The sequence below is a fragment of the Bifidobacterium apicola genome (genome assembly GCF_042846865.1).
In the GTDB taxonomy this organism is placed as follows: domain Bacteria; phylum Actinomycetota; class Actinomycetes; order Actinomycetales; family Bifidobacteriaceae; genus Bombiscardovia; species Bombiscardovia apicola.
Genome location: NZ_BAAFQQ010000001.1, coordinates 748,041 through 770,051, shown reverse-complemented (window position 1 = coordinate 770,051; position 22,011 = coordinate 748,041). Strand labels below are relative to the sequence as shown.

The window sequence follows — 22,011 nt, the reverse complement described above, 5'->3', positions numbered from 1 at the left end:
TAAAGTTGACATATTGCCAACCCCCCTGAGTCGGGGAAGTGAACGGTTGGGGAGGCGAAGATGTGCCTGGCCATCCTGTGCCTATTTATAAAGAAGGGAATGCGTGCATGCACATGCAACAAGATAAAGAAGGGGTAAGGCTCCCTAAGCTTTTAGGCTTAGCGGTTGCCGGAGCTACGCTCCTGGCAGGCATGGTTGTCTTGCCGGCCACCCAAGCTTCAGCCGATGAAGGCAATGGATTCACTAGCGAGGACCAGTTTGTACCCGGGGCACTGGACGAAACCAAGGTCCCTCAGCTGACGGTCACCAAGTATCTGTCCATGAACGAAGGATTTGCGCCTACCGGCTCTGCCACCGATGGCGATCAGTTGAAAGATCTCACTCCTGCCCAGGGCATCCTCTTTAACGTTCAAGAGGTTCAGCCTAAGGGAGAGGGTAAGACCTTGGCTGATATCAAGGCCGATGATCCGGAAACCTGGCAGGCCAAGAGCGGGACGACGCTATTTGCTGGTGTCACCGATGGTCAGGGTGTCATCAACACATGGTACCAAGGCGATGGAAATGGGAAGCCGACCCGTACAGTAGCCAACTTCCCTGCAGGCAAAGGTCATTACTATATTCTGAGTGAGAATACCGCCAATTCTCCTGCTTTCGATCCCGCAAACAAGCATAAGCTTGATCAGAACAAGTACAAGACTGCTGCCAATTCCTTCTTTGGTCTGCCCTATGCAACTAATACGTCGGATGATAGCCAGACTCGTGGTTTTGTCTACCATCTTCACCTGTATCCGAAGAACGTCACCAAGCAATCTTTCACTAAGACTGTGCAAAGCGTGGCGGACGCTGACGGCAACGTGAAGGATCAAATCACGGCGGTTGCCGGTGATACTGTCACCTACAAGCTGTCTCAGAAGCTCTACAACGAAGGCTCTCCCAAGCAGAATGACGGCAAGCTTGATGTCAAGGAGCTGAAGGGTGATGGCAAGGATGTAAGGCTCGCTGATCGTATGTCAAGCTCGCTGCAGGGTAATCCAGAATCCGTCAAGGCTGATATTCGGGATAACGCCGGCAATGTGACGCCCTTAGCCGCTGAGGATTTCACCAAGGATGTCACTACTAATGAGAATCCTGCTCGTCTGAACGACTCCGCAAAGAAGATGTTTGCGGATGTGCCTACGAGTGACGTAACTTACTACGTCTTCGACTTCTTTACCGCCAGCGGTGCTTCCAAGGCACAGGGCGTCGGAGCATCGGTGATGGAGTTGGAGGTTACCTATACAGCAAAGGTGACCGGCAATGGCGATTCCACAGGCACCGGTGGCGTGGTTAACGACGCGGCATCTGACTACAGCGAGAACAAGAATGATGACGGTACGCCCAAGGACCCTGAACAAGATCATACGAATGTGACCAATGCCGCAATCGCTTTTGGCTCTGTTCAGAATAAGAACACGAATTTCGCAGCCCTGCCCGGTACTGAATACCGTTTGGTCGAGAATGCTGATTCCATAGACAAGTATCTGGCTTCGGATGGTCATTTCTATGCCGAAGGTGCTGCCCCAAACGGTGTCCAGCTTTACAAGGCTACAGCCAACGATAAAGGTCTGGTGACCTTTGCAGCTCTGCCTATCTTTGGAGAGGCTCAACCTTCAGCTCAAGCGGCTGATAAGACTGTCCAGAATGTAAACTGGACGTTGGTTGAGACCAAGACTCCAAAGGAATGGCGCAACCCCGGTGTCCCCTTCCAAACGATTACTTACGCGGATGCAGGTAAAACTGAGACTGAGATCGTTCAGCAGTATGGACGCAATGCCACTATTCAGCCAGACTACAGCAAGCTGAACTTTGGTAAGTTCGATGCTCCTGCTGAGGGTATACCTGCAGAGACCAAGATGACATTCAACAACGAGACTGTCTCCAAGTACTTGGCTCACTACAAGACAACCGAAGGCGACTCGCCATTGGCTCTGCCTCTGACTGGTGGCCGTGGCATTGTGCTGCTGCTGGTCGTTGGCGCCCTGATCATGGGTGGAGCTCTGTACGCCCGTAGCCGGCGCAACAACGCTGCTAGGGCCTGATGATCACGGTCACGTCAAGTATTCTATGAGGTGACCACATGGCGGATGGTTCCTCCGTGAATCGTCCGCCATTTTCATACGGACCGTAGATTTCAGTCGGTTTGTACTTGTCGGAACGCCGGTCTGGTTTCTTTCGGACTGGCGGATCCGACGTAACCACGTCGTCGAAAGGCGGCCTTGGAAGGGAAGGTTTATGAAGGGAATTGCCTTGCCGAAATGCCTGGCTCACCGGGTCCTGCCCTGTTTGATCGCGGCTTTGGCCTGTTTAGGTCTGGTTGCTTTCGTTGTAACGCCGACGGCAGAGGCGGCGACGGTCAACCCGACCCTGACGGTGCAGCTCAAGAAAGGACACTCAGCTCAAGGTGGACAGAGTGACATCCTGCCGAGACCTCCTGTATCTGCTGGGTCAGGTTATGTCTTTCGTGCTCTGAAGCTGGATGCTGCCACTCTTAAAAGCCGGGTGGAATCGCTTGACAGCAATCCCGGTGTTGATAAAGCTCAAGCAGCGCTCAGCAAAGAGGTGGCTGCCGATCCGAATGCATTCAAGGACAAGACACAGCCAGCTGAATATTACGGTGTCTCTGACCAGAACGGCACTATAACCAATGCGGCTGAAGCAAAAGCGCAGGGCGTTTGGCTCACCGGAGCTCAGCTCGATCTTGACACGCCTACCCTGATTGGAGGAAGTCCCGCTGTTTTTGATGGCGACTACTTCCACGCCTCCTACTGGTTGGTTACTTTAGCGGCCGCGCCCAAGGGCGAAAAGGTAAAGGTCGACCCTGTGGTCGTGCAGTTGCCGCTCTACCGGGAGCAGGGTGATGTCAATCCGCTATATGATGTGACCATCAGCCCCAAACTCGTGAATGTGCCTCAAGAGGTCCCAATTGTGCGCCCCGGACCGGGGAAGTTGGCTGCCACTGGTGTATCCATGTTAGCGCCCGGCATTCTGCTCATGATTTTGGCCGCATTGGGCCTTTATCTGGCAGTGGTCGCACGATCCTGGAACAGGGATGAGCGTTAGTTATCTCCATGGAAGTGCCGGAATTCTGTCACTAATTGGCATCGAAGGCATTCATGTGGATGCATAAGGACCGGCGGTATCATACGGGTGCCGCCGGTCCTTGCATGTCTAGGACTATCAAACTGGACTGTTTGAAAAGCAGACTGGGGAAAGGACATAATGGACCTGAACTCTGATCCGGTGATTCTGAACGCGATCCATGCCAACGACAAGAGCGATGGTACCTCCAGCTCCTCCACTCCTATTGATTCTCCATCAGGCGCGCATGCGGAGAAAGCGGACATGCCTCTTGTCTATCATCCCAATTCCGCTGCCGCGCCAACCCATACGGCCTTTAAAGTCGATGAAAGTCATGGTGCAGAGCAATTAGCCTCAGATTTCCCAGAAGCCTCAGATGCAACGGGGGCTCCGATGAGTGATTCGAGTGAAGCACAAAAGTCGGCTCCGATAATTGTTGCTGGAAGGCACCGCGCCCATGGTGAGGGTCAGCAAGGAATTCCGAATCAAGTGGCAGCTGTAGCATCACCAAAGGCTGATACCAACCAGTCGGGGACGAAGAGCGGTCGTACGGCCGCCAAGTCAGGGCGAGGGTTCGGGCTCCTGGAGACTTTAGGCTTCCTGATCGGGCTGGGAATCTTTCTTTACCCGTTGCTGGCCGCTTATGTCAATTACTCCGAAGATTCCGCAGCAGTGGACAACTATGATCAGATTGTGGCCGCACTGTCGCCGGCCCAACGCCGAGCCATGTGGCAAGATGCCAAGCAGTATGATGAGGAACTGGGCAAGCCCACCCTGAGAGATCCTTTCAAGTACAAAGAAGTCAAGGAACCGCTGGGCCGCTACTACAAGATCCTCAATGTGGATGGCAAGGGGATGATGGCCTACGTGGACATTCCCAAAATCAATGTCAAGCTACCTGTGCGGCACGGTACCAGCGATGAGGTACTCAAGGACGGCACCGGTCACATCGCCACCACCCACGTGCCTACAGACAACCGCACTATCCACGCTGTCATCACGGGACACACTGGCGAGGTCGGCTATATGCTCTTTGACAACCTGACCCAGCTGCGCAAGGGCGATGTCTTCCAGATACGGGTGCTTACACGTCATATGAGCTATAAGGTTGACCAGATCAAGGTCATCAAGCCCACCGATGTCAGCGCACTGCAGCCTATTCAGAATTCCAACTACGTGACCCTGCTGACCTGCTATCCCTATGGCGTCAATTCCCACCGTTTGATTGTTCGCGGACACTACATCGGCGATGATGTGCCTCCGACCAAACCCAAGGGGGCACCCCTCTACATGGTCTGGGTGCTTCTGGCCTTGTTTGCGGCCTGCTTGTCGGGCTGGTATCTTCTTTCGCGCCGCCGCCGCAACTGCCGCCATGACTTGGAGCAGATGGAGCATCTGGAGTCTCGGGCGACAGCACACGGGACCATGGGGGAGCCGCTGGCCACGATCATGGTCAGCCATGAGCAAGAGACTCGATCCGCGGCCACCCGCCGTCGTCGGCTGATCAAAACCCGAAAAACCTGCAGCGCCTTCATGTGGCTGCTGGCCCTGCTTGCTCTCTTCTTCGCCTGGGGCGCGGTCGGAATGATGATGCGGATCAGCCTTCTGCCTGTGTTTGATCTGGGTTACCATTGGTTCGATACCCACCTGCTGTACTTCTTCGGCATCAACAAATTCTAGGCTGGTGCATGGGCTGGCAGGTTTGTCCACATGGGTCTGTTCGATCGTGACCGCGCTTGTGCCTAGCTCTAGAATGGAGCGAGCATGGCCCGGCAGACTGCTGGGTCGTATTCTGGGAGGTTGTGGACCATGACGGCAGTTCCCGACATTCTATTGTCTGATGGCAACCGCATTCCGCAGATTGGCCTGGGGGTTCTCAGAATCGACGATGATCAAACCGCAGGAGTGGTGCGCTCTGCCCTTGAACTGGGGTATCGTCACATCGATACTGCAGCGGGCTACCGAAACGAAGGCGGCGTGGGCCGTGGCCTTAAGGACTTCGGCTGCCAGAGTGGTCCCGAACGTGCCCGCCTCTGGCTGACCACCAAGCTGCGTGACTCCGAACAGGGCTACGACAGCGCGCTGCGGGCTTTCGACCGCCAGCTGGCCCTGCTGGGCACCGACTATGTCGACATGTATATGATCCACTGGCCCACCCCGTTCGATTGGCGGGCCGATCAGGTCTGGCGCGCATTCCGTCGGCTGCGCGATGAGGGACGGGTGCGGACCCTGGGGGTCTGCAACTTCCTGCCGGAGCATCTGGAACGTCTGCACAGGGAGACGGGGGAGTATCCCGCCGTGGATCAGATCGAGCTGCACCCCAGCTGGCAACAGCGCACGGTGACAGCTTTCTGCAGGGAGCACAACATCGCCGTCCAAGCCTACTCGCCACTGGCACGCGGAGCGGATCTGGCAGCCGGCGGCGAAAGGCTTGGAAATATCGCTCAGGCTCACGGGGTAACGCCAGCCCAGGTGGTGCTGCGCTGGCACATTGAAAACGGAACAATCATCATCCCTAAGTCGGTCCACAGGGAAAGGCAGTCGGAGAACCTGGACCTGTTCGGCTTCAGTCTGAGCGCTGAGGAGCATGCCGCCATTGATGCCATGGACTCCCCGGTGCGTGCAGGGCACGATCCGATGACCTACGCCTACGCCTGACCGCTATGATGGATGATTCATGCATGCATTTGACATAGGAGGTATCGGCGGTAGATGACCGGTCCGAGACGCAGAAGATATCGGTATCGAGGCCGCGGCCGGTACAGTTCGTTCTGGCGGAATCCCGCCCCGGCCCGTTTTCGCCGCGAGTCGCTTACGGAACGGGTGCTGATCCTTCTGGTGGTCGCTGTGGTCCTAGGCATCACCATCGGGTTGATTCTTCCGAGGGTCAACGGTGGAGTCGGACGGCTGACCGGACGATATACAGCAACGGGCGATGCGGCTCAGACTCTGCAGGGTCTGACGGTGAACGATCAGAACCGCCCCGGCCGCCAGTACCGGCGCGAGGCCTTCGGTTTCAAGGAGACCGATGAGGACGGCAACGGCTGCAATGTACGCGAGGATGTGTTGACCCGCGACCTGACTGACCTGCGTACCACGACTCCTGGAGGGTGCAAGGTAGCCAGCGGTCGTCTTCAGGATCCTTATACCGGGCGGACCATCGAATTCGTCAGAGGGCCGAAAACCAGCTCGGCCGTGCAGATTGACCATGTGGTCGCCCTGGAAAACGCCTGGCGATCAGGAGCCAGCAAGTGGGACACGGCCCGCCGCTACCGTTTCGGCAACGACCCCTATAATCTTCTTGCCGTGGACGGTCCAGCCAACCAGGCCAAGGGAAGTGCTTCGGCCGACTACTGGCTGCCGGCGAACAAGGATTATCAATGCTCCTATGTGGCCCGTCAGATAGCGGTCAAGGACAAGTACTCCCTGAGCGTCACCAGCTCGGAAAAACAGGCTATGCTGGCCGTTCTCCATACCTGTCCCGGCCAGCCCCTCCCGCAGGATCGCTGAGCATCAGCTTGTAGAGGCCTGATCCCTCTATAGAAAAGGCTGGCTTGCAAATGGCTTCGTGTATTTACTGGCCTGCCGATCTTGTAGTTTGCGATCGGCTTGCTCAAATCCAGTAGAAGCTGGAGAAAGACTCTACGTTAATCAGTCCTGGGCCTTGGAATCGCCCGAGGACGTGATAGCGGCAGTGGTGTCGGCGTGGATGATATGCATGTGGCGCAAGAGCATGCGGGTCATCTGACGACCGGAGCCAGCGCCGTTTCCGCGAACTCCGAAGTAGACCAGCAGGACCATGCCCAGGCAGATCAGTGCCGAGATGCGCAGAGCCCACTGCACGCCGAAGATGTTGGCGGCGATCTGGGTGGAGTGGCCGCCGCCCAAGGCGTTGTGGCGCAGGGTGGTGATGGTCTCCATGAGGATGACCAGGATGGGCGCTCCGACAGCGCCAGCGATCTGCCGGGCCGTGTTGGTGACGGCTGAACCGGCTGAAACGTCTTTGGGAGCCAGGTTGTTCAGGGACCAGGTGGTCAAAGGCATCAGGGTGAAGCCCATGCCGATCTGGCGGATGAACTGGCAGATGGAGACCAGGCCGATCCAAGTGTTGGCGCTGATCATGCTCATGGCGATGGTGCCCAGCAGCAGGACCGAGCAGCCGGTCATGGCCACGGGTCGAGCGCCCCAGCGGTCCAGCAGACGGCCGCCGAAGAACTGGGCGATGGCCGTGCCGATGGCACCCGGCAGCATGACCAGGCCGCTCATGGTTGCCGAGAAACCGCGATCCGTCTGGATATACATGGGCAGGATGACGGTGACCGAGCTGAAGGCGAAGAAGGACATGGAGGCGATGATGGTGCCCACAGTGAAGTTCTTGATCCGCAGCACATGCAGGTCCAGCAGGGGCTTGTCGTGGTGGAGCTGGCGAAGAACGAACCAGATGATCCCGATCAAGCCGACCAGCATGAAGGGCCAGGTCATGAGGGAGGTGATGGGGAAGTTCTCGATGTTGGTGAAGCCGAACATGAGGCCGCCGAATCCGAAGATGGACAGGGCCACCGAGAAGAAGTCCGCCTTGACGCTGGTGTCGCGCTGGCCGAAGTTGCGCAGGCCGAAGATTGACAGGAGCAGCGCCACGGCCCCGCAGATGCTCAGTGTCAGGAAGATGGAGCGCCAGCCGTTGGCGTCGGTCTGCCAGCCGCCGAGAGTAGGCCCGATGGCCGGGGCCACACTCATGGCCAAGCCCACGGTGCCCATGGCCATGCCGCGCTTGGCCAGCGGATAGATGGAGAAGACGGTGATCTGCAGAACGGGCCACATGGTTCCCGTGCCTATGGCCTCAAGGATGCGGCCCAGCAGGACCAGGGCGAAGGTCTGCGACTGCCAGCTCAATAGGGACCCCAGGGTGAAGACAGCCATGGAGGTGATGACGATCTGCCTGGTGGAGAAGCGTTTGGTCAGAAAGCCGGTCAACGGAACCATGACGCCCATGACCAGCTGGAATACCGATGTCAGCCACTGGCCGGTGGTCAGGGTGATGTGGAACTCGTCCACGATGGTAGGCAGGGCCGAAGCCAGCTGCAGCTGGGTGAAGTTGCCCAGGAAGGTGATGACGGTCAGGATGGCCAGCGAAAGGAAGGCTTCATGGGTGAGCTTTCCATTGACGAAGGCTCCATCCTTGCTGAGGGTCCGCCCTTGTTTGGCGAGCTCCTGCTTCCTCATGCACCACCACTTCCTTTGGGTTCAGTTTTCGCTGCGCATACCGCTCCCTGTGGTGCCGTCCCAAAAAGGAAATCAGGGCATACCGATACCGGTGACACTAAGAAAAGAACAAGAGAGCTAAGCGTCTGACAATGACCTTATAATATACCCGGCTGTGGATTGTGATCGGGTTTTTCCACATGGCTGACGCGGATGTGACGACCTTGTCCGGCGGTCAGCGTTTCCAGTATGCTGTGTGAGGCGAGCTTCGGTAATGTGAATACGGGAGGGCCCAACACGGGCTGATGAGGACGGACGTTTGAAATGCAACGGCGGTCAAGGTAGGTAGCATGCACGCACATGGTCACGGTCGTGGTAGGTTCCCGGCCCTCCTCATGTCCCTGGCACTGATGATTTCCCTGGCGGCCTGCGGCGACAACGTCCCCGTCGGAGGCAGCGGATCAGGCAATACCGCAGATCAAACCCTGTTGCAGGGCGAGTTCGCCGGATCTGGCGCATCCTCCCAGCAGAGCGCGGACGAGGCCTGGATAGCAGGATTCCGTAAGCAGCATCCGGAGGCGCGCATCTCCTATGATCCGGCCGGCTCCGGTGCTGGAGTCAACGCTTTCCTGTCCGGTTCGACCATCTGGGCCGGCACCGATGCGCCGCTGACAACAGAGCAGCTTGAGCGTTCGCGTCAGGTCTGTGGTTCCGGTACAGCCATCGACCTGCCCGTCTACGCCACCCCGATCGCTGTGGCCTACAATCTTCCTGATCTGTGGCCGAAGGGCTCAGAAGGCCATCTGCGGATGGATCCTGCTCTGATCGCTATGATCTTCTCCGGAAAGGTCACCAACTGGCGTGATCCGCGCATCGCAGCCCTCAACCCGGGGGCCAATCTTCCTGATCTTGACATCACGGTGATTCATCGTTCGGACAAGTCCGGCACCACGAAAAGCTTCCTGTCCTATCTGCACGACACGGCTGGGTCAGCATGGCCCTATCAAGCGGGCGAGAATTGGCCCAACGACCTGGGGCAGGGCGCCAAGGGCACTGCCGGGGTGGTCATGACCATGAACCAGGCGACGGGCACCTTTGGCTATGCGGACGCAGCCCAGACCACCGGACTGGGCACAGTGGCCGTCCAGGTGGGGAAGACCTGGCAACCGCCTACGGCCAAGACCGTGGCCAACCTGTTGGATGCTGCCCAGCGGGATCCTCAGGCTAATCAGCCTGGCCGAGTGGTCCTGACTGTGGACCACCGCACCAGCCGGGTGCATACCTATCCCATCGTCCTGGTCTCCTACGACGTGGTCTGCACGGCCTATCGACATGATCCAGACGGATCCAAGGCCCGTTTCGCCAAGGATTGGCTGACCTATCTGCTGAGCGAGCAGGGCCAGCGCATGGCTGCGGCCAACGCGGGCAGCGCCGAGCTGGGGGAGGGGCTGCGCACTCAGGCCATGGGCTCGGTGGAGACCATCGGGGGGAAGGCATGAGCGACAAACCGAACAAGACCGCAACCCTGAATAAGGCCAAGCGGATGGATCGGATCTTTAAGGCCTGCGCCATCGGGGCAGGCATCCTGATCCTGCTGGCCCTGGCTGCGGTCACGCTCTTTTTGATCCTGCGTGCTTTTCCGGCGTTCACCGGGGATCCGGATTCCCGCACCCAGGCCATACTCTCCCTGAGCGGTGGACGTGCGCGCAGTTTCCTGGGCTATGTGGGCCCGCTGGTTTTCGGCACTATTCTGATTGCGGGCCTGGCTCTGCTCTTGTCCTTCCCTGTCTCTCTGGGCATCGCCCTTTTTATTGGCTACTATGCTCCATCCCGCCTATCCACGCTGCTTAGCACTGTGATCGATCTGCTGGCCGCTGTGCCCTCGGTGATCTACGGACTCTGGGGGGCTCTGGTCCTGGTTCCCAATATCACCGGCTTCTGGCGTTGGCTATCCGTTCATCTTGGCTGGATTCCATTGTTCTCCGGTCACGTTGCAGCCCCGGCACGGTCCGTGGCAACCGTGGCTCTGGTGCTGGCGGTCATGATTTTGCCTATCATCACTTCGGTCACCCGTGACATTCTGATCCAAGCCCCTCGACTGCAGCAGGAGGCGGCCTTGGCCCTAGGAGCCACCAAGTGGGAGATGATTCGGCTTGCGGTCCTGCCCTTCGGCCGCTCAGGAATCATTTCAGCCTCCATGCTGGGGCTGGGGCGCGCCTTGGGCGAGACCATGGCGGTGCTGATGATCCTCTCGCCAGGATTCAGCTACTCTCTGCAGTTGTTGCAGGCTTCAAAAAGCCAAACCATTGCCGCCAACATCGCCGCCCAGTTCCCTGAGGCGGACTCCCAGGGCGTTGCCCTCCTGGTGGCCACTGGTCTGGTCCTCTTCATCATCACCTTTATCGTCAACTATCTGGCGCGCAGGATCACAGCAAAGGCGGGGGCATGATGGCAAGCCGAACTGATCGCGGACCGGTCATCGATTTTGACCGCTTCAGACCCACCAGATCCTCCATCCGGGCGCGCAAGCGCAAGGACCGGCTGATGACCGTCCTAATCGGGCTTTCCTTCCTGGTCGCCCTGATCCCGCTGGTCTCGGTGCTCTGGGTCAGCCTGTCCAAGGGGATGCAACGGCTGACACCGGACTTCCTGACCCACAATATGAGCGGGGTGGTGGGCGGCAATCCCACGCCGTCAGGAGGATATGGCGGCATTTTGCACGCGGTAATCGGCACTTTGGAGATCACCTTTGGATCCATGGTCATCTCCATTCCCGTGGGCGTCATGTGTGCGGTCTATCTGGTCGAATACGCTCATGGGGGCCGTCTGGCCAAGGCCATCGGTCTCATGGTGGATGTGATGAGCGGGATCCCCTCCATCGTTGCTGGCCTCTTCGCCTTCTCCATGTTCGCCCTGGTGGTCGGGCCGGGCACGGTCAATGGATTCGCTGGTTCGGTGGCCCTCTCACTGCTCATGCTGCCCACGGTGGTCAAGACCTCCGAGGACATGCTGGCTGTGGTCCCCAATGACCTGCGCGAGGCGGCCTATGCCCTGGGGGTGACCAAGCAGCGGACCATCACCACCATCGTGCTGCGCACGGCCCTGCCCGGCATCGTATCGGGCACCATCCTGGCTGTGGCACGGGTCATCGGTGAGACGGCGCCCCTGCTGATAGCTTCGGGCTTCATCGCCACCACCAACCCGAACCTGTTCTCCGGGAGGATGACCACTCTGCCGGTCTTCGTCTACAACGAGTATTCCCAGGGTCTGGCCGTCTGCGGACCAGGTGCCGACCCAGGATGCCTGACCGACATCCATATGCAGCGGGCCTGGGCGGCGGCCTTGGTGCTGATCCTTATCGTTCTGCTGCTCAATCTGCTTGGGCGGCTGGTCTCGCGCATCTTTGCTGTTGGACGGACCCGTTGAAAACCGCAATGAGAGGAACGGAGGCCGGAACATGGGCCAACGCATAGACATCAGCCATCTCAACGTCTACTACGGAGACTTCCTGGCCGTTCAAGACGTGAACATGCGCATCCAAGCCAACAAGGTCACTGCTTTTATCGGTCCTTCCGGCTGTGGCAAGTCCACGGTTCTGCGCACCTTGGACCGCATGCACGAGATCACCCCGGGAGCGCATGTGAGCGGGCAGGTGCTTTTGGAGGGTCGAGACCTTTACGGACCGGATGTAGACCCGGTCGAGGTGCGACGGGATGTTGGCATGGTCTTCCAGAGGGCCAATCCCTTCCCGACCATGTCCATCCGGGAGAATGTTCTGGCTGGCATACGGCTCAATAAGAAGCACATCGCCAAGTCGGACGCGGACGACTTGGTGGAGTGGGCCTTGCGCGGGGCCAATCTTTGGAATGAGGTCAAGGACCGCCTGGATAAGCCGGGCGTCGGGCTTTCGGGCGGTCAGCAGCAGCGGCTCTGCATTGCCCGTGCCGTGGCCGTGCACCCCCAGGTCCTGCTTATGGACGAACCCTGTTCGGCCCTGGACCCCATCTCCACCCTGGCTGTGGAGGATCTGATCAACGAGCTCAAGCGGGACTATACCATCGTCATCGTCACCCATAACATGCAGCAGGCCGCCAGAGTCTCCGACTACACGGCCTTCTTCAATCTCAAGGCGGTGGGTCAGCCCGGCCATCTGGTGGAGATGGACGACACCACCACTATCTTCTCCAACCCGCACGAGCCGGATACCGAGCGCTACATCTCCGGCCGTTTCGGCTGAGACGGAACCGGTCTGCGCGGCCGCCCGTCAGCTATCATGGTTCCGGCATCCATGGAAGGAGAGACGGCATGGAAGTATTGCTGGAACCGGCCACCCTCTTGGGCATCATCCTGGTGGGCTACCTGTTCAAGCGTTCTGGCCTCTTTCGTCCGCTGGACTACCGGGTACTGCAGACCGTTGTGTTCGACCTGGTTCTGCCCGGGGCCATCATCTACTCCTTCGCCACCAACCCTCACGATCCCAGCATGCTTTTGGTTTCGGCTTTCGCTTTCGTGGCCTCGCTCATTCCGCCCCTGGCCATCTTTCTGACGAGCAAGCATCGGTCCAAGGCTCAGCGGGCTTTTCTTATGCTCAACGGATCAGGCTTCAACATCGGATGCTTCTGCTTCCCCATGCTCCAGTCCCTGCTCGGTACGGCGGCCCTGGTGCCTGCCGCCATGTTCGACATCGGCAACTCGGTCATGGTTTCTGCCGGGACCAACGTCATGACCCAGGGGCTCCTGCATATTCGACCGGGCCAGTCTCTGGATCCTGATGCTGGAGAGCCGGTCAAGCTGGATGACCCTGATGCCCGGAAGCTCCATCGCAAAGCCGCGGCCATCTCCATAGCCAGGGGCTTCCTGAGCTCGCCCTCCTTCGATACCTACATGGTCATGGTGGGCTTTACGCTGACTGGGGTCTCGCTGCCAGGCTGGTCGGCCCAGGTGACCCGGCCCCTCTCGACGGCCAACGCCTTCTGCTCCATGCTGATGGTCGGCATGCTCATGGAGTTGCCCGGCGGCCGGGATGACGTCAAGGCTGTACTGCAGGTCCTGGCCTGGCGGTTGCCTTTCGGCATCCTGTTTGCTGCAGCCGCATGGTATCTATTGCCCTTCGGGTCCTTGGTACGTCAGGCCGTGGCCCTGTGCTGCCTGGCTCCGACTGCGGTCTTCGCCACCATGTTTACCGACAAGGTTCTCGGCAACGCACGCCTGGCAGGATTTACCCTGGCCCTGACTGCGCTGATCGGTGCCGTGCTCATGGTTTTGGCCCATCTGCAGATGGGCGCCCTCTGAGGATTCAGTCTTTCTTGCTGTCTATGCCCTGGTCGTGGCGCTCCTGCTCCTGACGTAGGGTACGGCCTTCCCGGGTGCGCTGCTTGTTGACCGTGGCGGCTGCAATCCGCTCGGCGGTGCGCTCGTCCTGTCCACGATCGACTTCGCTGTCGTGCACATGCTGGTATTGCTTCTGATCGTCCTGGTCCCAGTGATTGTCCCTGGCCATATACCCCTCCTTGAAAGGCACAGCACCTTCGATTGATCCCATCCTGGGACGGCTTCAGAGCCGTGCCAGTATGCTGATTATAGGCGGGTGAAAGGCTCTGCAAAGGTATTTGAGCTCGATATGGGGGGACTTGTAACAGAAAAGCCGAGTGCTCGTGATATTCTTCTCTTGTCTCATCGCCAAATAAGACAATAAGGATCGAATATGCATAAGCTATTTCGGCTTTCGGATAATAATACCACAGTCTCTACGGAAGTGGTAGCAGGCATCACCACTTTCTTTGCCATGGCCTACATCATCGTGGTGAATCCCTCGGTGCTCTCCACGGCGGGCATGCCCTGGGGCGCTGTATTCCTTGCCACATTGATCGCTGCGATCATCGGCACCCTGATCATGGGGCTGGTGGCCAATGTGCCATACGGCGTGGCGCCAGGGGTCGGGCTGGACGCCTTCTTCACCTTCACTGTGGTCAAGGGCTTGGGCTTCACCTGGCAGCAGACCATGTGCATGGTCTTCCTGTGCGGCCTGATCAACATCCTGGTTACGGCCACCAAGCTGCGCAAGATGATCATCCAGGCCATTCCGCCCATGCTCCAGCACGCCATCGGCGGCGGAATTGGCGTTTTCATCGCTTATGTGGGCCTGCTCAATGTGGGCATCATCAAGTTCACCCCCGACAAGACCTCAGCGTCCGGCGCCAACCCTGGGCTGACTACCTTTAACACCCCTGGGGTCATCCTCTTCGTCATCGGCTTGCTGCTGACCGTTTTCCTCCTGATCTTCAAATTCAAGGGCCACTTGGCCTTCATCAACAAGGGTGCCTTTGTCATCGCCATCATCGCGGTCACGCTGCTGGGCATTCCCATGGGGGTCACCAGCATGGCCAAGTCCGTTGATCTAGGTCAAGCCTGGTCGCAGCTGCCGCAGACTTTCCTGGCCATTTTCAGTCAGGACGGATTCCCCGCTCTCTTCTCCGACCCTGCCAAGCTGCCGGTGGTGCTGGTGACCATCTTCGCCTTCTCCCTGTCTGACACTTTCGACACTATCGGCACCTTCGTGGGCACTGGCCGACGCTCAGGCATCTTCTCTGCTGAGGACGAGCAGGCTCTGGAGAGCGGCCGCGGTTTCAGCTCCAAAATGGACAAGGCCCTATTCGCCGATGCTACTGCGACCTCCATCGGCGCCCTCTTCGGCACTTCCAACACCACCACTTATGTGGAGTCCGCAGCGGGCATCGCAGCTGGTGGTCGTACCGGCCTGACCTCGGTAGTCATCGCCATCTGCTTTGCGCTCAGCGCCGTCTTCGCTCCATTGATCTCGGCTGTGCCTTCGGCGGCCACTGCACCCGTGCTGGTCATTGTGGGCTGCATGATGATGAGCTCCTTCGCCGAGATTGAGTGGGGCGAGCTGTCTGAAGCCATTCCGGCCTTTTTCACCGCCATCTTCATGGGTTTTGCCTACTCCATCTCCTATGGTGTGGCCGCCGGCTTCATCACCTACAGCCTGACCATGGTCTGCAAGCGCAAGGGCAAGGAGGTTCATCCCATCATCTGGGCGGTCTCGGCCCTCTTCATCCTGGACTTCGTGCTCCAGGCTGTCCTCTAGAACAAGGTTATCGAATTCCAGGTCTATCCGTGCAGGATGCGGTCTAGGTCATCTGCTGGCTAGGGGAGGCTGAGAGAGAAAAATAAACAATAAATAAGATAGCAGTAGGGCCTCGCCACATGTGAGTGGCGAGGCCCTACTGGTTCGTGGTCTGGTTGAGCGGCATCAACCGGCAATCCTGTTATAAAACGAGCTGGAATCCCTCGCCCTCATCCCTTGGCAAGGGAAGGGGGGGGCATTTTCATGGGTTGCAAGGTCGCATTGAGCTTCAAGACGGTGTCTCCATTTTCGGCGCGGGTCTAAGGGGCTGGTGCGAGGACAGTCCGGCTTCTGCTGATCCGCTCTGAAGCGCTTGGGTGGTTTCCTGCGTTTTTGAGGACGACAAAAGGTGTCCGGTCGATAGGAGGGGCATCTGCAAGTGAGCAAATAGGCTGGGTCATATGGCCGACCAAGGGTCTTGGCTGCAATGAGTCCTGGCCGTTGTCTGCCATACTGCTGATCTCGTGGCGGGCATACATTGCGATGAAGCCCAAAACCGATAATCAAATGACCTGATCATGAGTGGCCTTGCATAGAAAATCCCCGGCAGGCTATGGGAAGTCCATCGGGGATTCCTGTTTTAGATGATATGAGAATGGATCAGTACCAGTTGCTCGCTTGTGAGTGGGACCATGCGCCGCAAGGGGTTCCGTAGCGGCCCTGGATGTAACCCAGTCCCCAAACTATCTGGGTCTGGGCATCGGTCTGCCAGTTGGGGCCGGCCGAGGCCATCTTGCTGCCGGGCAATGCCTGGGGGATGCCGTAGGCGCCCGATGGGTTGGAGGCGGTGGTCCGCCAGCCGGACTCCTTGTTCCACAGCTGCACCAGGCAGGTGAACTGGTCTTCGCCCCAGCCGCGCGAAGTGACCAGACCATGAGCGATGCTCTGGGCCTCGCCCACAGGGACTGTAGTGGTGGTGGAGCCGGCCTGTGCAGGGGCGCCGCCGCCAGTGCCTACCAGGATTACCTTGTCGACGGGGACAGTCTTGACGAAGGAAGCAAAAATATTGCTGGTCAGATGCTTGCTGCCAGCCGCCGTGACCAGGCTGGTGGTTTCCATGACGCCGTCCTGCCCCTCCGTCTTTACCTTGGTGGTGCCTGCCGGGAGGGCGCTGGTCTTCTCTTCTATGGTGTTGAAGGGAATGGGCGACTCGTCCGTTTTGACCTGGGCGCCGGCTCGGTCGATACGGATGACAGTCTTCTCGCTGACGCGGGTAGTCAGGGACGGGGTGATCTGATCTCCTGGCTGCAGGGTGATGTCCCCGGCCTCCAGCACGGATTTGACATCGGTAAAGCCGGTGCCCAGGACCACCTTGTTCTTTCCGTTAATCTGCACATTCACATAGGAGGTGTTCGCGTTGGCGCCGCCCGCACCGTTGCGGATGGCCTGCCTGGTACTGCCGCGGGACACGGTGCCCCTATTCTCGGTGGCGGAATAGGATGTCACCCCTGCCTTGGCTGAGCTCTCAGCGGATGTGTAGAAGTCGCGCGAAACAAAGCCTGCGCCAACAACCATGCCGAGAACGGTTACGCCGGCAGCCAACCGCAGCCACTGACGCTTCGTCAGGGCTTTGACCGCACTCATCCGTCTTCTACGGTGGTTCGCCATTACTCTCCTCTGTTGGACGACAGATCCTCAGTGATCAGTCGACTTATCGTTTCCTATCGACTATAGGCCGTATGCCTCCGGTAAGGCCGAAATGGTCACTGGACAAACACAGCTCTACTGTAGTGCAAACCTGCCTTGGAACCAACTCACCCGGCTCAGGCCTGTGCCGGTGTCGACAAATCGGCCTTGCGTGCCTGGTCGATCAGATCGTCCAGGTCCGAAGACCTGAGGGCTCCGGCCTGCTTGAAGATGATCTGCCCCTGCTTGGTGATCATCAGGGTGGGCACCGCCTGGATGTCGGCGGCTGCGGCCAGATCCTGGTTCTGGTCGATGTCCACCTTGCCGAAGACGATGTCGGCGTTGGCCTGCGAGGCCTTCTCGAAGATGGGGCCGAAAGCCTTGCAGGGGCCGCACCAGGTGGCCCAGAAGTCGATCAGCACCAGGTCGTTGTCCTTGATGGTTTGCTCGAAGTTTTCCGAGGTGATAGTCGTGGTGGCCATGATAACGCTCCTTGAAGTCGTTTGACTGTCGCGCGGGAAGCTCCCGTGCTTAGCAACCGCTTTCAATCATCAGCATTCCATCAAGGCTGGAGAAAGCGCCCGAATATGCTCTGGGTGGAGATGTCCGCCGGGGTCCCGTGGGCGGTCAAGCCTAATGCGGATAATGGAGCCATGCCAGTGCTGAACGACGAGATTCCCGATGATGACGACTTCGATGCCGATCGCGACCGTGGCGCTTTCTCCCACATCACCCCGGAAGACTTCAACCGGGGTTTTTCGGGCTCGAATCCACCCGGATGGCTGAACCGTGATGCCATCGACCATGCGCGCCGCTGCCTGCCCATGCCCTATGTGGAGGTAGTGCCTGTTCGTGTAGACGACATGAGTGCCGTCACCCAAGTGGGCACCCTTCTGCGTGTGGACGATCAGGGCAACATCGAGCGCACCCTGATCACTGGACGGATCCTTTACCACGAGACCATCAGGGAGGCCCTGGCCAGAAACATCGCCAAGGATCTGGGCCAGCTGGCCCTGCCCATGCTGCCTGCCAGCCCGCAGCCCTTCACCGTGGCCGAGTTCTTCCCCACGCCAGGTGTCTCGGAGTACTACGATCCGCGCCAGCATGCTATCGCCCTATGCTATCTGGTGCCGGTAGCAGGGGACTGCAAGCCCCAGGACGAGACACTGGACGTGGAGTGGATCGATCCCAAGGGCGATATGTTGGAGTCCTTTATGAGACAGATGCCCGGCGGGCACGGCAAGGTGCTGATGAGCGCTCTGACCTGGGCCGGTGCATTGTGAGCCGCGAATCGTCGGAGACGGGCATGACCATCGCCAATACCGTATATCGCCACGGGGCGGGGCTGCCCTTGGTGCTGGTCCATGCATTCCCTGTGGACCACCGCATGTGGGATCGGTGTGCAGCCTCGCTGATTGCCCAGGCGGATCGTGCGGGTATGCCCACCTTCCCTGTCTATGCCCCGGATATGCCCGGAGCAGGCGATAGCCTCCTGCCTGAACCGACGGCCTGTGGCCCGGCAGACTCTGATGGCGCCCTGCCTGCTGCGCTGGATGCCATGGCTCGTGCCTTTGTGGACATGGTTGCCGCAACGGGAGCGCAGAAGGCCATATGGGTCGGACTTTCCATGGGAGGCTACCTGGTCGAGGCCGTAGCCAGGCTTTACCCGCAGATGGTGGCTGGGCTGGCCCTGTGTGACACCACCATGATGGCTGACCGTCCAGCATCCCGGGCCAACCGGCTGCAAATCGCCCGAACCTGTGAGGAGAAGGGGACGCTTGATCCGGTCATGCACTTCGCCAGGCCCCAGGAGGGCGACTCCACAGTCAAGCGTTCACCCGTCTTCGTGCAGACCATGACCGAATGGATACGGTCCCAGGATCCCCGGGGCATCGCTTGGCGAGAGCGGATGGCCGCAGGCCGCCCAGACCAGAGCGATCTGGTCGGCCGCATCAGGGTGCCTGCTGCCCTGGTCAGCGGCCGCTGCGATCCATCCAGCCCCCCGCGTGCCATGGAGCCTTTGGCTCAGGCCATGAGTCAGGCTGGAACCGATGTCACTTTCACTGCAATAGACGACTGCGGCCACTTCAGCGCTGTTGAGCACCCTGACCAGGTGGCTGCTGCCCTGCTGGACCTGGTCCATCGCGTAGAAAGGCAGTCATGAGCGATCCTGAAACGGTTTTCTCCCCACTGGCTCTGACCGGGACCTTGCCCTTCCTGCCTCTGGCTCAAGGTGATGTGGACTACGACACGGCATCGCGGCAGCAGCCTGGTCTGCTTGGCCAGCTGCTGGCTCAGGAGGGCACTGGGGTCATCCTGGTGCGTGGCGACAAGGTGGCTGTACCCAGAGGCAAGGGGGCGCTGGCTGGTCGCACCGGGGCCAGCATCCGCCTGACCACCCTCCCCGCTGCTTATTTGCAGGGTCCCCTGGCGGGTTCGTCAGACCAGTCTGAGCTGCCTTGCTACTACTTAGGGAGGGCAGACCGGCAGGCCTGGCTGGCCCTGGATCTGGATCTTGCCTGTGCTCATCAAGCTGCCGGGGATGCTCTTGGCAACCTGATCCAGGCTGCTGATCAGCGTTTCGACTGGCTCGCCTTGCGAGAGTATGCCCCTCATGGTCGTCCGCGCCAGGTTGGCCTAGCCACCTGTGCAGTCGCACTGTCCGTATGGCACGGACACCAGGTCTTCTGTCCCCAGTGCGGCGCACCGGTCCGTCCCAGTCAGGCCGGCTGGGCCCAGCTTTGCCAGGGGGATGCCTCAAAAGATAGGCACCTGCTCTTTCCCCGCATCGAGCCAGCGGTGATCATGGCCGTGGTGGACGGCCACGATCGACTTTTGCTGCAGCACAACCGGAAGTGGGCTCCCGACTTTCGCTCGGTCACTGCCGGATTCGTCGAGGCTGGTGAGAATCTGGAGCATGCAGTTCGGCGGGAGACTCTGGAGGAGGTGGGTCTGAACCTGGGGGAGATGCGGTACCTGGGCTCCCAGCCCTGGCCCTTCCCGTCCTCGCTGATGATGGCCTTCAGGGCAAGGTCGCTGAATACGGACATCCGAGTGGATGGCCAGGAGACCGATGATGCCTGCTGGTTCACCCGGGAGGAATTCGGTGCTGCTTTGGCGTCCGGTCGGCTGCGCATACCTCAGGCGGCTAGTGTGGCCAGATACATGATTGAGCAATGGTATGGCAGCGAGCTCTGATTCGCTAGTATGGCGTCGCGCTCCTGGACCTGGTCTCGTCGTAAGATATTGCGAGGAATTGTCAGCGGCGAAAGGTGTGCTATGTCCATGGAGGGGCAAGAAGAGCCTCGTGTCTCGGATGTCGACCAGGCCGTAACTGTGACGGTGCCGCCGACGAACGGCAACGTGCCTGATCCTGTGGACCTGTTTGCCGACGGACAAGCGGATCGGGCCTTCGGCGCAGGTGCTGCCCATAAGGCTTCTTCGAGAGGTCATCGGGGACGCATCATTCTGGCTCTGCTTCTCCTGATCGTGCTGATTCTGGTGGGTTGCTGGTTTGGCGCCCGGGCCTTCTTCCGTGACCGGGTGGCCCCTGGCGTCACCCTGGGTGGGCAGGCCATGATGGGCCGGACCAAGGATCAAGTCAAGCAGATCGTGGATCGGCAGGTTCGTGACTCCCGGGTGGAACTCAAGGGCGAAGGCACCTCAGTCAAGGCTGGTCTGAAGGATCTGGGCGTAAGCGTGGATTCGGATGCCACGGTCGCCCGGATTATGAATGCCAAGGGCTCTGCAGACATGTCCCGGCTGAACCCCTTTCTTAGGGAGACGGTGCCGCTGGTGGCCAATCGGGATCAGCTCGCCATGAACAAGTACCTGACAGAGCACTTCATCGACCGCCAAGACCGTTCCGTTCCCTCCACTATCGTCTTTGATCCAGGCGCACACGCCTTCCGGGCCCAGGAGGGTCGCGGAGGCAAGGCGCCTGAGCTGGGCCGCGTGCAGGATGCCGTTTCCTCCTTGATCGACAAGCCCGGCAGGCACCTGGCCGTAGAGGTGGTTTATAAGGACGTGAACATGCCGATCAGTCTGGACACTGCCAATCAGGTGGCGTCTCAGGCCAACCAGCGGCTGGCCAAGGACCTGGTCATCAAGGGTGCAGATGATGACCTCATGACTGTGCCGGCCGTCACCGTTGCTACCTGGGTCAAGCCGGTCACCGATCTGAACAAGGGGACCATGGAGTTGGCCTTTGACCGGCAGGCCGTCAAGCAATATCTGAACCAGGAGCTGGCCCGGCAGCTGGACCGGAATATGGTCACCGCTGTCAATGTCAAGAACACCAAGGGTGACGTGGTGGCTGAGATCACCAAGGGTGTGGACGGAGTCCGGGTCACGGATGCGTCCGCTACGGCCGACCTGGTCGTCCAAGCCCTCGAACAGGGCGACACGAATCCGGTCCAGGCGCGCGCCGACATCACTCCCCACAAGGAGCAGACACGGGTGGCCCGCTACGATGTGCCCGACGGCGACACCTGGATTCAGGTCAACCTCAGCGACCAGACCGCCACCGCCTACCACGGCACCACCCAGGTCAAGACCTTCCCCGTATGCTCAGGCGCGCCCAATGACGGGAATTGGTCCGACACTGGCACTTTCTTCATCAATGTGCGCTACGCGGTCCAGACCATGCGCGGCCCCGGCTACGTGTCGCCCAATGTCAGATGGGTCTCCTACTACAACGGCAGCGAGGGTTTCCATACGGCCGACTGGAACTACGGAGGCATTGCCAAGGGCGACCCCACCCACTACGGATCCCACGGCTGCATCAATATGTATGAGCAGGACGCCAAATGGATCTACGACAACGCTCCGGCCGGGACCATGGTCAAGGTGGAGGGACAGGTTCCGCCAGGTCCGGCCCGATAGGTGCACCTGTCGTGGTAGACGGCCGAGTAGGCTGGAAC

General features: G+C 59.4%; 19 protein-coding genes. 15 read left to right on the top strand and 4 right to left on the bottom strand.

Annotation, left to right across the window (positions count from 1 at the left end; all coding sequences use genetic code 11):
- Positions 1-107: 107 nt before the first annotated feature.
- The 5 genes from ACGG9J_RS03250 (at position 108) to ACGG9J_RS03230 (ending at position 6,627) form a co-directional block, all read left to right on the top strand.
- On the top strand, positions 108-2,078 hold the full coding sequence (locus ACGG9J_RS03250) for an LPXTG cell wall anchor domain-containing protein (protein WP_390133576.1): 1,971 nt from the start codon (positions 108-110) through the stop codon (positions 2,076-2,078).
- Positions 2,079-2,271: 193 nt separating this feature from the next.
- The gene (locus ACGG9J_RS03245; RefSeq protein ID WP_390133574.1) at positions 2,272-3,099 is read left to right on the top strand and encodes a hypothetical protein; all 828 of its coding nucleotides are present in this window, start codon (positions 2,272-2,274) and stop codon (positions 3,097-3,099) included.
- Between the two features lie 507 nt (positions 3,100-3,606).
- On the top strand, positions 3,607-4,797 hold the full coding sequence (locus ACGG9J_RS03240) for a class C sortase (protein WP_390133572.1): 1,191 nt from the start codon (positions 3,607-3,609) through the stop codon (positions 4,795-4,797).
- Between the two features lie 129 nt (positions 4,798-4,926).
- Positions 4,927-5,775 (top strand): aldo/keto reductase, encoded by an 849-nt coding sequence (locus tag ACGG9J_RS03235; protein WP_390133570.1) that lies wholly within the window; start codon positions 4,927-4,929, stop codon positions 5,773-5,775.
- 54 nt (positions 5,776-5,829) lie between these two features.
- Positions 5,830-6,627 (top strand): HNH endonuclease family protein, encoded by a 798-nt coding sequence (locus ACGG9J_RS03230; RefSeq protein WP_390133568.1) that lies wholly within the window; start codon positions 5,830-5,832, stop codon positions 6,625-6,627.
- 141 nt (positions 6,628-6,768) lie between these two features.
- Here the strand turns inward: ACGG9J_RS03230 and ACGG9J_RS03225 are convergent, their stop codons facing one another.
- A complete protein-coding gene (locus tag ACGG9J_RS03225) occupies positions 6,769-8,340 on the bottom strand; it encodes an MDR family MFS transporter (RefSeq protein ID WP_390133566.1) in 1,572 nt (523 codons plus the stop codon).
- 329 nt (positions 8,341-8,669) lie between these two features.
- On the opposite strand from ACGG9J_RS03225, the gene ACGG9J_RS03220 reads away from it, so the two are divergent.
- From ACGG9J_RS03220 to ACGG9J_RS03200, 5 genes are all read left to right on the top strand, one after another.
- A complete protein-coding gene (locus ACGG9J_RS03220; RefSeq protein WP_390133564.1) occupies positions 8,670-9,818 on the top strand; it encodes a phosphate ABC transporter substrate-binding protein PstS in 1,149 nt (382 codons plus the stop codon).
- Positions 9,815-10,768: a phosphate ABC transporter permease subunit PstC gene (pstC, locus tag ACGG9J_RS03215; protein WP_390133563.1), complete on the top strand. Its 954-nt coding sequence runs from the start codon at positions 9,815-9,817 to the stop codon at positions 10,766-10,768. The genes ACGG9J_RS03220 and pstC overlap by 4 nt, the downstream gene beginning before the upstream one ends.
- On the top strand, positions 10,765-11,745 hold the full coding sequence (gene pstA, locus ACGG9J_RS03210) for a phosphate ABC transporter permease PstA (RefSeq protein ID WP_390133562.1): 981 nt from the start codon (positions 10,765-10,767) through the stop codon (positions 11,743-11,745). Before pstC ends, pstA begins: the two co-directional genes overlap by 4 nt.
- Positions 11,746-11,776: 31 nt before the next feature.
- Entirely contained in the window at positions 11,777-12,556 is a 780-nt protein-coding gene (gene pstB / locus ACGG9J_RS03205; RefSeq protein WP_390133560.1) for a phosphate ABC transporter ATP-binding protein PstB, read from the top strand.
- Positions 12,557-12,624: 68 nt separating this feature from the next.
- The gene (locus ACGG9J_RS03200) at positions 12,625-13,611 is read left to right on the top strand and encodes an AEC family transporter (RefSeq protein WP_390133558.1); all 987 of its coding nucleotides are present in this window, start codon (positions 12,625-12,627) and stop codon (positions 13,609-13,611) included.
- Between the two features lie 4 nt (positions 13,612-13,615).
- On the opposite strand, the gene ACGG9J_RS03195 is transcribed toward ACGG9J_RS03200, so the two are convergent.
- Entirely contained in the window at positions 13,616-13,819 is a 204-nt protein-coding gene (locus ACGG9J_RS03195; protein ID WP_390133557.1) for a hypothetical protein, read from the bottom strand.
- 204 nt (positions 13,820-14,023) lie between these two features.
- Here ACGG9J_RS03195 and ACGG9J_RS03190 point away from each other — a divergent pair, with 204 nt between their 5' ends.
- Entirely contained in the window at positions 14,024-15,424 is a 1,401-nt protein-coding gene (locus ACGG9J_RS03190; protein WP_390133555.1) for an NCS2 family permease, read from the top strand.
- 639 nt (positions 15,425-16,063) lie between these two features.
- Here ACGG9J_RS03190 and ACGG9J_RS03185 read toward each other — a convergent pair.
- Together ACGG9J_RS03185 and trxA are read right to left on the bottom strand one after the other, a co-directional pair.
- Positions 16,064-17,071 carry an aggregation-promoting factor C-terminal-like domain-containing protein gene (locus tag ACGG9J_RS03185; protein ID WP_390133553.1) on the bottom strand — a complete coding sequence of 336 codons (1,008 nt, stop codon included), beginning with the start codon at positions 17,069-17,071 and terminating at the stop codon, positions 16,064-16,066.
- A 155-nt stretch (positions 17,072-17,226) separates the two neighbouring features.
- Entirely contained in the window at positions 17,227-17,571 is a 345-nt protein-coding gene (trxA, locus tag ACGG9J_RS03180) for a thioredoxin (protein ID WP_390133551.1), read from the bottom strand.
- Positions 17,572-17,742: 171 nt separating this feature from the next.
- On the opposite strand from trxA, the gene ACGG9J_RS03175 reads away from it, so the two are divergent.
- The 4 genes from ACGG9J_RS03175 to ACGG9J_RS03160 all read left to right on the top strand — a co-directional run bounded on the left by ACGG9J_RS03175 (position 17,743) and on the right by ACGG9J_RS03160 (position 21,973).
- Positions 17,743-18,372 carry an NUDIX hydrolase family protein gene (locus ACGG9J_RS03175; RefSeq protein ID WP_390135298.1) on the top strand — a complete coding sequence of 210 codons (630 nt, stop codon included), beginning with the start codon at positions 17,743-17,745 and terminating at the stop codon, positions 18,370-18,372.
- 23 nt (positions 18,373-18,395) lie between these two features.
- A complete protein-coding gene (locus tag ACGG9J_RS03170; RefSeq protein WP_390133549.1) occupies positions 18,396-19,253 on the top strand; it encodes an alpha/beta fold hydrolase in 858 nt (285 codons plus the stop codon).
- Positions 19,250-20,287: an NAD(+) diphosphatase gene (nudC, locus tag ACGG9J_RS03165; protein ID WP_390133547.1), complete on the top strand. Its 1,038-nt coding sequence runs from the start codon at positions 19,250-19,252 to the stop codon at positions 20,285-20,287. Before ACGG9J_RS03170 ends, nudC begins: the two co-directional genes overlap by 4 nt.
- 87 nt (positions 20,288-20,374) lie before the next feature.
- Positions 20,375-21,973 (top strand): L,D-transpeptidase family protein, encoded by a 1,599-nt coding sequence (locus ACGG9J_RS03160; RefSeq protein WP_390133545.1) that lies wholly within the window; start codon positions 20,375-20,377, stop codon positions 21,971-21,973.
- Positions 21,974-22,011: the final 38 nt, after the last annotated feature.